2 protein-coding genes are annotated in these 12,829 nt (G+C 71.7%); both read left to right on the top strand.

Features of this window, described 5'->3' with window-relative positions; translation table 11 throughout:
- Positions 1-4: 4 nt before the first annotated feature.
- A complete protein-coding gene (locus tag ACH34R_RS17365; protein WP_397562450.1) occupies positions 5-5,707 on the top strand; it encodes an amino acid adenylation domain-containing protein in 5,703 nt (1,900 codons plus the stop codon).
- A 23-nt stretch (positions 5,708-5,730) separates the two neighbouring features.
- Entirely contained in the window at positions 5,731-12,714 is a 6,984-nt protein-coding gene (locus tag ACH34R_RS17370; protein WP_397562451.1) for an amino acid adenylation domain-containing protein, read from the top strand.
- Positions 12,715-12,829: the final 115 nt, after the last annotated feature.

The raw sequence follows: 12,829 nt of genomic DNA on the forward strand, positions 1-12,829 counted from the left end.
GGATTTGGCGGACCTCGCAGAGCGGCGGGATCGGCTCCAGGACACACCTTCGGCCCTCGGGCTTCCCATCGACCGGATGCGGCCGGGAACGTTCCGCTCCCTTGGTGACGGGGTGCCGGTCACACTCGGCGGCGCGACCATACGGCGGCTCGACGAGGTCGCCGCCGCACATGGGGCGGCCCGGTCCACGACCTTGCTCGCGGCGTTCATGTTGTTGCTTGGACGCTACGCGCGGGTCACCGACGTTAGTGTCACCCTGCTGGACGGTTCCCAGGTCGTGCGTACCCGCTGGGATGATGATCTGACTTTCGCGGAGCTCCTCGCGCTGGTAGAGGGGGCCACGCCGGGCACGTTCGAGCCTCGGAACATGCCGGCATTCCAGGTGGCGACGACGGCGCAGCGGGACGCGCACCCCGCCCTGCGCGTGACTTGGGAGCCGCCGTCTCAGGACGGCGCTCTGCGCGGCGCCGTCGCGTACGACGCCGGCCTCTTCGACCGGGCGACCGTGGAACGTTTCGTCGGCCATCTTCTGACCCTGTTGGAGTCCGCCCTCGGCGCGCCCAGGGCCCACCTGCGCGACCTCGTCCACACGACCGCCGAGGAACTGGACCTCCTACGGGCCTGGGGAACCGAGCCCGAGCAGGCCTCTGCCATCGGCGTGGGCGAAGCCTACCTCGAACGCGTCCGGGCCACGCCGGATGCCGTGGCCCTGAGGTTCGAGGACGGAACGCTGACCTACGGCGAGCTCCACGCGCGGGCCCGGCACCTCGCGGGCCTGCTCCAGGCGCGCGGCGTGACGGCGGAGAGCGTCGTCGGGCTGGCCATGGAACGGTCGTCGTCGCTGGTCGTCGCCATGCTCGGGGTGCTGCTGGCCGGGGCGGCCTACCTGCCGCTCGACTCCGGCCATCCCGACGCGCGGCTGGCGTACATGGTCGAGGACAGCGGGGCCCGCCTGATCCTCACCGACCGCGAGCTCTCGTTCCGCACCGAGGTGCCGATCATGCGGGTCGGCGGGCCGCCGGCACCCTCGCCGGAGCCCGCGCGGCTTGCGCCGCCGCATCCGGAGCAGCAGGTATGTGTGCTCTACACGTCCGGTTCGACCGGCCGGCCGAAGGGGGTCGCGATCACTCACCGGGGGATCGTGCGCCTGGTCCGCGACGCCGGCTATCTCGGCTGGGGCCCCTCGGACGTGGTGAGCCAGGCGGCGAACACCTCGTTCGACGCGGCCACCTTCGAGATCTGGGGGGCGCTGCTGAACGGTGCCCAACTGGTCGGCGTCCCCAAGCACGAGGTGCTCTCACCGGCCGCGCTGCGCCGGCGCATCGAGACCGACGGCATCACCGCGATGATGCTCACCACGACCGTCTTCCACAAATGCGCGGACGCGGACCCTGCCATGTTCGCGCCGCTGCGCACGCTCTTCTTCGGCGGTGAACCCGCCGACGCGCGGCGGGTGAGCGCCGTACGCAAAGCCGCACCCGGTGTCCGGCTGGTGAACGGATACGGCCCGACGGAGTGTACGACGTTCGCGAGCTGTCACGACATCGCCGACCTGCCCGGTGACGCCATCCGGGTCCCGATCGGCCGGCCCATCGACGGCACCACCATGTACGTGCTCGACGGCCACGGCAGGCCGACCGGCATCGGGGTGCCCGGCGAGCTGTACCTGGGCGGCGCCGGTCTGTCGCGCGGATACGTGGGCCGTCCCGGCCTGACCGCCGAGCGTTTCGTGCCGAGCAGGTTCGGGACGGGGGAACGGCTCTACCGGACCGGGGATGTGGCCCGCTGGCGGGAGGACGGCCTCCTGGAGTGCCTCGGCCGTACCGACGCCCAGGTGAAGATCCGCGGCGTCCGCATAGAGCCGGACGAGGTCGCCGGTGTGCTCGGCTCCTACCCCGGCGTCAACGAGGCGGTCGTCACCGTCCAGGGGGAGGGTGACCAGGCGGCCCTGGCCGCCTACGTCGTCATGCGGGACGGAGCGCGCCCCGAGCCGCGTGAGCTGCGCTCGTTCCTCGCCGACCGGCTACTGGCGGCGATGGTGCCCACCTGGTACGTGTTTCTCCGCGAGCTGCCGGTGACGCCGAACGGCAAGACCGACCTGAGGTCGCTTCCCTCCCCGTCGGAACGGGACGCCGTCCGCGCCGAGGCCCAGCTCCCGCCACGGGGGCCGGTCGAGGAGCTGGTCGCCGGCGCCTGGAGGGAACTGCTGCGGCTGTCGGACATCTCCGCGGGTGACGACTTCTTCGCGCTGGGCGGCAACTCCCTGCTCGCGGCGCAGGCGGTGACCCGCATAGCGGAGCGGCTCGGTGCCGAACTCGGCGTCCGGGACCTGTTCGAGGCGCCCACGGTGTCGGCGTTCGCGCGCCGGGCCGCGGCGGCCGGCTCCGCGCGGGCCAGGCTGCCGATCGTGCCCGCGGGGGCGGGGCCGCAGCCGCTGTCCTTCGCCCAGCAGCGCCTCTGGTTCCTGGACCGGCTCATCCCCGGCAGTCCGCTGTACAGCGTGCCGCTGGCGCTGACGCTGGAGGGCGAGCTTGATGTGAAGGCTCTGCACACCGCGCTACGGGGTTTGGTGCTGCGACACTCCTCGCTGCGTACGCGCCTGGTGGATCTCGGTGGCGGAGAGCCGCGCCAGGTGGTCGAGCCGGGTGCCGTCGTCGAGCTGGAGGTCGAAGACCTCTGTGGCCTGCCGGAGGCCGAGCGGGCGCGCACGGCCGCGCGGCGGGCGCGGGAAGAGGCGGCACTGCCGTTCGACCTGTCCGCCGGGCCGCTCTTCCGCACCCGCCTGCTCCGTCTAGGTGAGCGGCGCTCCGTCCTGCTGCTGACGATGCACCACGCCGTCTCCGACGGGTGGTCGGTCGGGGTGCTCGTCCGTGATCTCGGGGCGCTCTACCGGGAGGCGATCGGCGATGCGGCCGAACCGCCGCCACCGCTACCGGTCCAGTACGCGGACTACGCCGTATGGCAACGGACGCTCCTCGACGGGCCCGTACGGGACGAGCAGCTCGCGTACTGGCTGGACCGCCTGGCCGGTGCGCCGCCCGCCCTGGACCTGCCCGCCGACCATCCGCGCCCGGCCACGCCCCGGCATGCGGGGGACACCGTCCCCGTGCGGCTGCCGGCCGAGCTGACGGCCCGGCTGGGCGAGACGAGCCGCCGGCTCGGCGCGACCCGTTTCATGGTCCTTCTCGCGGTCTTCAAGCTGGTGCTCGGCCGCTACGCGGGGGTCAGGGACGTCAGCGTCGGCACGCCGGTGTCGGGCAGGGGTCGCCCGGAACTGGAGGAACTGGTCGGGTTCTTCGTGAACACGCTGGTGCTGCGCTCACGCTGGGACGAGCACCTGACCTTCGCCGAGTTCCTCGCGGGCGTCAAAGACGGCACGCTGGATGCCTTCGCGCACCAGGACGTCCCGTTCGAGCAGGTCGTGGAAGCCGTGCGGCCCCCTCGCGAGCCGGGCCGGACGCCCCTGTTCCAAGTGATGATGTCGATGCAGGACATACCCGAGAGGGCGGCCGTCGCACCCGGCCTGTCGTTGTCGGTGCGTGAGCTGGTCAGTCCGGTGGCGAAGTTCGATCTCACCCTCGTCTGGGATGAGGCGTCGCTTGCGTCGGGGGCTCTGCGCGGCGCGATCGAGTACGACGTCGATCTCTTCGAGCGGGCGACCGTGGAGCGGCTCGCCGGGCATTTCGTGGCCCTGCTGGAGTCCGCTCTGGCCGCGCCGCAGGCTCCACTGGCCGCTCTTTCGATGCTCGGCGAGGCCGAGACCGAGTCCCTTGTGGGTGGCCGCCCGCCGGCGTCCGCCGCGGGTCCGGCCACACTGCTGCGGCTCCTCGCCTCGGCGGTCGCCCGCTGGAGCGAGCGGACGGCGGTCAGCCAGGGAGGCCGGTCGCTGAGTTACGCCGAGCTGGCCGCCCGCTCGGACCGGGTCTGCGCTTACCTGCGCGCCCGTGGTGTCAGGGCAGGGGATGCGGTCGTGGTGCGGATGGAGCGTTCCCCTGAGTGGCCCGTCGCGTTGATCGGTGTCATGAAGGCCGGAGCCTTCTACGTGCCGGTCGATGCCGCCACGCCGCAGGCAAGGCTGGAGCGGGTGCTCGCCGACTCGGGGGCGGCGCTGGTGCTGGTCTCCCGGGCGAGTGCCGGGCTCGCGACCGGCGAGGTGCCCGTCGTCGCCGTCGAGGACGCATCGGCCACGGACGAACCGGGCGCCGGCGAGCCGGACGCGGACCTCTGGCCCGAGGTTTCCGAGATGGCGACGGCCTACGCGCTCTACACCTCGGGTACGACCGGCACCCCCAAGGGCGTCTGCGTCAGTCAGGCCAACCTGGCCCACACACTCCAGGCCGTCGCGGATCGCTACCGGATACGCCTGGAAGACCGAGCGCTGCAGTTCGCCTCCGTCACCTTCGACGTGGCGGCGGAAGAGCTGTTCGCCACGCTGATCCGGGGAGGATGCGTGGTCATGCTCCCCGAAGGGCCGGTACCCGGCATCGCCGAGCTGACCGAACTGACCCGCCGGGAGCGGCTCACCGTCCTCAACCTTCCCGCGTCGTATTGGCACGAGTGGGTGGCGGTGCTCGACCGGTACCCGGCGGCCGACTGCCCGGACCTGCGGCTCGTGGTGGTGGGCAGCGAACGGGTGGACGCGGGCCGGCTGGCCGAATGGCGGGCCGCCTCGCCGCCGGGGGTGCGCTGGCTGAACGCGTACGGGCCGACCGAGGCGACCATCACCGCCACCGTCCATGAGCCGGACGAAGCGCACACGTCCGGCGGGCCGACAGTGCCGATCGGCAGGCCGCTGCCCGGCGTCCGCGCGTATGTGCTGGACGAGCTGCTCAGGCCGGTGCCCCAGGGCGTCCCCGGCCACCTCTACCTCGCCGGCGCCGGTGTCGCCCAGGGCTATCTCGGAGACCCCGTGCGCACGGCCGAGAGCTTCCTGCCCGATCCGTGGGGGCGCCCGGGCGAGCGCATGTACGCCACCGGCGACCGTGTCCGGGCGGGCGCGGGGCGAACGCTCCACTTCCTCGGCCGCGACGACGACCAGATCAAGCTGCGCGGCTTCCGCATCGAGCTCGGCGAGGTCGAGGCGGCGCTGGCCGCGCATCCACAAGTCGGCGAGGCTGCGGCGATCCTGCGCGAGGACGTTCCCGGCAGCCCGATGCTGGTCGGCTATGTCGCGCCCGCCGGCACCGGCTCCGGAAGCCGGCCCGAGAGGCCGGAGCCCGCGTCGATCACGACCGCCGAGCTGCGCGAGCACCTCGAGGCGAGGCTGCCCGGCTACATGGTGCCGGCCGCGATCGTCCTGGTGGACGGCCTGCCGCGCGGCGACCGCGGCAAGATCGAGCGGCGTGCGCTCCCCGCCCCGGCGGACGCCGGGAGCCGGCGCAGGACCCCGCCGGCCGGTGAGCTGGAACGCCTGGTCGCGACCGTCTGGACCGAGGTGCTCGCGGTCGATCGAGTGGGCGCCGAAGAGAACTTCTTCGAGGCCGGCGGGCACTCGCTGCTCATCCTGCGGGTGCAGGCCCGGCTGACCGAACTGCTCGGACGGACGATCCCCGTGGCGGACCTGTTCCAGTTCACCACCGTCCGCAGCCTGGCACGACATCTCGCCGCCGATGAGGCGCGCTCCTTCGCCGGCGACGCGGGGCGTCGCCGGGCCGACGCACGGAAGGCGCGATCGCGTACCGGGGCGCCGCGGAGGTCTCCCCGATGAGGCCGGAAACCTTGGAGACAGGAATGACACAAGAGATCACGGACGACAGCGGAGCGCCGGAGGGCGCGGTGGCCATCGTGGGGATGGCGCTGCGGTTCCCCGGGGCGGACACCTTGGACGGCTTCTGGCGGAACCTGCGGGACGGCGTCGAGTCGATCACCACCCTCACCGATGAGGAACTGCTGGCCGACGGCGTCCCGCCGGAAGAGTCCGCACGGCCCGACTACGTGCCCAGGCTCGGCGTTCTGGCCGACATGGCGGGCTTCGACGCGGCCTTCTTCGATTTCTCCCGCCGCGAGGCCCAGCTCCTCGACCCCCAGCATCGCCTGCTGCTGGAGTGCGCGTGGGAGGCACTGGAACACGCCGGCCGCCCCTCGGGGACGGACACGGTCACGGGTGTGTACGCGGGTGTGGGGGAGAGCGCCTATCTCCACCGCAACCTGCTGCCCAACGATGATCTGGTGGCCCGCGTCGGAGCGTTCCAGACCTCCATCGGCAACGACAAGGATTTCGTGCCGACGCGCATCTCCTACAAGCTGGACCTGCGCGGGCCGAGCATGAGTGTCCAGACCGGGTGTTCGACGTCCCTCGTCGCCGTGCACATGGCTTGCCAGGCCCTGAACAACGGCGAGTGCGATGTGGCGCTCGCGGGAGGCGCGACCGTCATCCCGCAGCGGCGGGGTCATCTCCATGAGGAGGGCGGCATCAGGTCGTCCGACGGCCACTGCCGCGCGTTCGACGCCGCCGCGGACGGCACCGTGGCGGGGAGCGGCGCCGCCGTCGTGGTGCTCAAGCGTCTCGATGCGGCGCTGGTCGACGGTGATGTGATCCACGCGGTCATCCGCGGCTCGGCCGTCAACAACGACGGAGCCAGGAAGGTCGGCTTCACCGCCCCGAGCGTCGAGGGGCAGGCCGACGTGATCGCCGAAGCGCTCGCCGTCGCCGGCGTGGACCCGTCCACGGTCTCTTATGTAGAGGCCCACGGCACTGGCACGCCGCTGGGCGATCCCGTCGAGATCGCCGCGCTCAAGAGCGTCTTCGGCGAGGGCCCGGCGGGCCGGTGCGCGATCGGCTCGGTGAAGACGAACATCGGGCACCTTGACACGGCGGCTGGCCTGGCCGGGCTGATCAAGACGGTGCTCGCGCTGGAGGCCAGACAGCTCCCGCCCTCGTTGCACTTCCGCGAGCCGAACCCGCGGCTCGGCCTGGAGGACAGCCCCTTCTACGTCAACACGGCCCTGACGCCGTGGCGCGGGGAGCGGCTGCGCGCGGGCGTCAGCTCGTTCGGCATCGGCGGCACCAACGCGCACGTCGTCCTCGAAGAGGCTCCCCCGCGCGCGGCGGCCGCGGAGGGGAAACGTACCAGGCATATCCTGCCAATCTCCGCTGCGACACCGACCGCGCTGGAGAAGAGCACCGCCAATATCGCCGGCCACCTTATGGCGAACCCGGACGAACGCATCGAAGAGGTCGCGTACACCCTGCAGCGCGGCCGCTGGGCACTCCCGCATCGCGGTTTCGTGGTCGCCGGCGGTGTGGGCGAGGCCGCCGAGGCGCTGAGCATGGGCATCCAGGCACGGCATGCCACGGACCGCGACCGCCAAGTGCTCTTCGCCTTCCCCGGTCAGGGCACCCAGAGCATGGGCATGGGCCGGGTGGCTTATGAGCAGGAGCCGGTGTTCCGGGCGGAGGCCGATCGGGCCGCGTCCATGCTGCTGTCGCTGACCGGCATCGACGTCCGGGCGGTACTGGGCTTCGGCGCACCGCCGCCCGCCGACGAAGGGGCGATCGACCGGACCGCTCTCGCGCAGCCGGCCCTGTTCGTCATGGAGTACGCGCTCGCCCGGCTCGGGGAGTCCTGGGGCATGCGGCCCGCGGGCATGGTCGGGCACAGCCTCGGCGAGCTGGTGGCGGCCTGCGTCGGCGGGGTGATGTCGCTGGAGGACGCGCTGGGCCTGGTCGCCACGCGCGGCCGGCTCATGCAGGGCGCGCCGGCCGGTGCGATGACCGCCGTCCCGCTGCCGGAGGGCGAGGTCGTGTCACTGCTGAACGGCGGCCTGGACCTCGCCGCCGTCAACGGCCCCCACGAGTGCGTGGTGGCCGGCCACTTCGACGCGATCGCGGACTTCGAGGCCCGGCTCACCGAACGGGGTGTGGTCTCCAAGCGCCTGCGCACCTCACACGCCTTCCATTCGCGGCTGATGGACGGCGCCGCGGCCGCTTTCGAGGAGGCGGTCGAGCGGATCCGGCTCTCGCCGCCGGCCATCCCGTTCGTGTCGAATGTCACCGGTGCCTGGATCACGGACGAGGATGCCACGAGCCCCGGGTACTGGGCGCGGCAGATCCACGCCACGGTGCGCTTCGGCGACTGCCTGCGCACCGCGCTCGGCACCGGTGCCGCGCTCGTCGAGCTGGGTCCCGGCCAGGTCCTGACGAAGCTGGCCCGCGCGGCCGGGGCGGACGCGGTGGCCTGCCTGCCTACGGGCGGGACGGATCTGCTGACAACGGCGGGCGAGCTGTGGTGCCGGGGCGTCGCGATCGATTGGGACGCGCTGACCGGCGGGATCACGCCCCGCCGCACCGTCCTGCCCGTCTACCCTTTCGAGCGCGAGCGCTGCTGGATCGACCCGCCGCGTCCGTCCAGGCGGACGGTGACGCCTGAGCGCGGCGCCGCGGAACCCTCGCATGCCGCGGAGCCCGTCGCGGAGGAGCCGCACGCGGGCGCGGCGGTGTACGACGATCCGGCGGAACAGGAGATCGCGGCGATCTTCTCCGACCTCCTCGGTGCCGAGGACATCGGCCCGGATGACGGGTTCTTCGAGTTGGGCGGGCATTCACTGCTGGCCACTCAGCTCGTCTCCCGTGTACGCGCGCTGCTCGGTGTGGAGATCCCGCTGCGTACCTTTGTCGAGCGCCCGACGATCCGTGGCCTGGCGGGTGCGATCCGTGGCGCGGAGAAGGGCGCCGACCTGGCGGCACTGCCGGCCATCGTCCCCGACCCTGGCAACGCGGCCGAGCCCTTCCCGCTCACCGACGTCCAGCAGGCGTACTGGATCGGCCGCACGGGTGTCTTCGACATCGGCAACGTCGGCATGCACGGCTATGAGGAGTTCGAGGTCGCCGACCTCGACCTGCACCGTCTGGAACGCGCGTTCCGCCGGCTGATCCGCCGCCACGGCATGCTCCGCGCGATCGTGCTGCCGCACGGCGAACAGCGAGTCCTCCCCGAGGTCCCCGACTACGTCATCGCCGCGCAGGACGTGCGCGGACTGCCGGACGAGGCGGTACGCGCGGCACTCGACTCCACCCGCGAGTCCATGTCCCATCAGGTGTTCACGCCCGAGCAGTGGCCGTTGTTCGAGCTGCGCGCCACGGTCATGGACGGCGGCAGGACCCGCCTGCACTACAGCATCGACGGCCTGATCACCGATGCCAGGAGCTCGAATCTCCTGCTTCGCGAGCTTTCCGGCCTCTATCAGGCCCCGGATCGGGAGCCGCCCCAGCCGGAGCTCTCCTTCCGGGACTACGTCCTGGCCGAGAAGAGCCTGGAGCAGAGCGAGCTGTACCGCCGTGCGGAGGCGTACTGGCGCGAACGCGTGCCGGACTTCGCCCCGGCACCCGAACTGCCGCTGGCCCGTGACCCCGGCGACATCGACACCCCCCGCTTCAGCCGGGTGAACGGGACGCTGGATGAGCGCTACTGGGAGCCGGTCAAAGCGGCCGCCTCGCGGCGCGGGATCACTCCCACGGCGCTGTGCATCGCGGCCTACAGCGAGGCGATGGCGACCTGGTCCAAGAGCCGTCGGTTCACCCTCAACCTGCCGATGGTGAACCGGCTCCCGCTGCACCCCGGCGTGGACGCCTTGGTCGGCGACTTCACCTCGGTGACGCTGCTCGAAGTCATCGCCTCGGGCGGCGGCACGTTCGCCGAGCGTGCCCGCGCGGTGCGGGACCAGCTCCTCACCGACATCGACCACCGGCTCTTCAGCGGTGTTCGCGTGCTGCGCGAGCTGAAGAGGGTACGCCCTGACACGGCGATGCCGGCGGTGTTCACCAGCCTTTTCCTCGACCACGGGCAGGACACTGGGATGGGCGAGGAGATCTTCAGCATCTCCCAGACGCCGCAGGTGTGGATCGACGCCCAGGTCTTCGAGTCCGAGGGCCGCCTGGTCCTGGACATCGACGCGGTGGACGACCTCTTCCCGGAAGGGCTGGTCGCCGCCATCCACGGCGCCACCCTGGACATGTTGCGCTGGCTGGCCGCGGACGAGAGGCGGTGGGACCAAGCGCTGCCGTCCCTGCTGCCTGCCGAGGACCGGGCCCTACAGGAGAACTACAACCAGACCGCGGGCCACCGGCCCGCGGGCCTGCTGCACGAGCCGTTCTTCGCCATTGCCGAGCGCACGCCCGACCGCCCGGCCGTCATCACCCGGACCCGCACGCTGAGCTATGGCGAGCTGGCCGGCCGGGCCCAGGTGATCGCCGCGCGGCTCAGGGCCCTGGACGTCCGGCCGAACGACCTGGTCGCCGTGGTCATGGACAAAGGCTGGGAGCAGTCCGCCGCGGTCCTCGGAATCATGGCCTCAGGCGCGGCCTACCTTCCCGTGGACGCCGAGTTCCCCGAGGAACGGATCCGGTTCCTGCTCGACCACGGGCGGGTGCGGGCGGTCCTGACCCAGTCCCACGTGGCCGAGCGCATGGACGCCGCGCTGGGAGCGGACGGCATGGTGCTCCGCGTGGACGCGCTGCCGTCCGGCCCGACCCCGCCCCCGGACGGGCCGATCGTCACCGAACCGGGTGACCTCGCCTACGTGATCTTCACATCGGGCTCGACCGGTGTGCCCAAGGGTGTGATGATCAGCCACCGCGGCGCCCTGAACACCGTCGTCGATGTCAACGACCGCTTCGCCATCGGCGAGGGGGATCGGACGCTGGCGTTGTCGTCACTGAGCTTCGACCTGTCGGTCTTCGACATCTTCGGCCCTCTGTCCGTTGGCGGTGCCGTGGTGGTGCCGGACGCGGGCTCGCACCGCGACCCCGCGGCCTGGCTCCGCCTGGCGGAACGGGCCGGCGTCACCGTGTGGAACTCGGTGCCCGCGCTGATGGAGCTGCTCGTCGAGCACATGATCGTGAAGGAGGAGAGTAGCCGAGCGCTCCGCCTGGTGATGCTGAGCGGTGACTGGTTCCCCGTCACCCTGCCGGAGCGGATCAGGCGGGTTCTCGGCGAGCCGGAGATCGTCAGCCTCGGCGGTGCGACGGAGGCGTCGATCTGGTCGATCCTTTACCCGGTCGGCGACGTGCCCGCCGGCTGGCCGAGCATCCCATACGGCCGTCCGATGCGTAACCAGACGTTCCACGTCCTTGACGATTCGCTCAGGCCCCGCCCGGTCGGTGTGCCCGGTGACCTCTACATCGGCGGCATCGGCCTGGCCGAAGGGTACCTGCGCGACGAGGAGCGCACGGCCGCCGGTTTCATCCACCACCCCGCGACCGGCGAACGCCTCTACCGCACGGGCGACCTGGGCCGGTTCCTGCCCAGCGGCGACATCGAGTTTCTCGGCCGTGAGGACTTCCAGGTCAAGGTGCAGGGGTACCGGATCGAGCTGGGCGAGATCGAGACGTCGCTGATGCGGCATCCGGACCTCCGCAGCGCCGTGGCCACCGTCCACGGCGAACCTCGCGGCGCCAAGCGGATCGTCGCCTTCGTCGTCCCGGAGGACGGGCGTCCGCTCCCGGCCGACCTGCGTGCCTTTCTCGGCGAGCGGCTTCCCGAGTACATGGTGCCGAGTGCCTTCGTCGAGATCGAGGCCCTGCCGCTCACCGCGAACGGCAAGGTCGACCGCAAGGCGCTCGTCGTGACCGAGCGCGTGTTCGAGGACACGGTCGCATACGAAGCGCCCTCGACCCCGATCGAGGAGACCATCGCCTCGGTGTGGGCGGGGATGTTGCAGGTCGAGCGGGTCGGCCGACACGACCACTTCTTCGAGCTCGGCGGCGACTCCCTGATGGCCATGCGCACGGTCGTGCACCTGCGCAAGGCACTCGACCTGGAGATCCCCATCCGGGTGCTCTTCGACAGCCCGACGTTGGCGGGCATCGCCGCCGTGATCGAGGATCTGCGGCACGACGGCGAGTCTCCCGGGGTATCAGGGCCGGTCGCCAGGGAGGATCGGGAGGGGCCGGTGCCGCTGACGGCCGCCCAGGCCCGCCTCTGGTTTCACGACCAGCTCGTGCCGGGCAATACCACCTACAACCTCGTGCAGCCGTTCCGGCTCTCCGGACCGCTCGACGTCGCCGCCCTGCGCGGCGCCTTCGAGGCATTCGTCGAGCGGCATGAGGTGCTGTCGTTGTCCTTCGAGGCGGACGGGAAGGGTCCCCGCCAGGTCCCAGGCGGCGGCAAGCCGCTGGACTTCCAGGTCGCCGACCTGGACGGCGACTCGGTGGAGCAGGTGATCGCCGAAGAGGCGCGCATCCCCTTCGACCTGCCGAACGGTCCGCACTTCCGTGTCCGGCTGCTGCGGGCCGCCCCCGAGGAGCATGTCCTGATCGTCTCCGTGCACCACATCGTCTGGGACGGCTGGTCGACCTCGATCATGGTCCGCGAGATCAGCGCGCTCTACGGGAGCAGGAGCCGGTCCGCCCTTCCCGCCCCCGGCGTCGGCTACGCCGACGTCGCGGTGTGGGAGGCCGAGCAGGCCGGCGCGGGCAACTTCAAGCCCCAGATCGACTTCTGGCGCCGCCGGCTCGCCGCACCGCTGCCGGTTCTGGACCTTCCCACCGATGGGCAGCTCGACGGCTCCGACGTGATCGAGGGGGCTCGTGTCGCCCTCGCGATCGACCCCGCCGTGGCCGCCGACTTCAAGGGCGTCTGCACCGCCGAACGCGCCTCCACGTTCATGGGGTATCTCGCCGCGTGGCAGGTGCTGTTGCAGTGGTGGTGCCGGCAGCGGGACGTCATCGTTGGCGTGCCGGCGGGCCACCGCGCTCACCCGCAGCTAGTGCTGTGACCGGAAACGATCACCGGGTTGGCGCGTAGGACGCTGCTGCCGGTTGGATGGTGCTGATCACGTTCGATTGGCGCTCGGGAGGTCAGGTGACGCAACCGGTCAGGGTCCGCAGGCT

This window comes from Spongiactinospora sp. 9N601 (assembly GCF_044326295.1).
GTDB classification, from domain to species: Bacteria; Actinomycetota; Actinomycetes; order Streptosporangiales; family Streptosporangiaceae; genus Spongiactinospora; species Spongiactinospora gelatinilytica.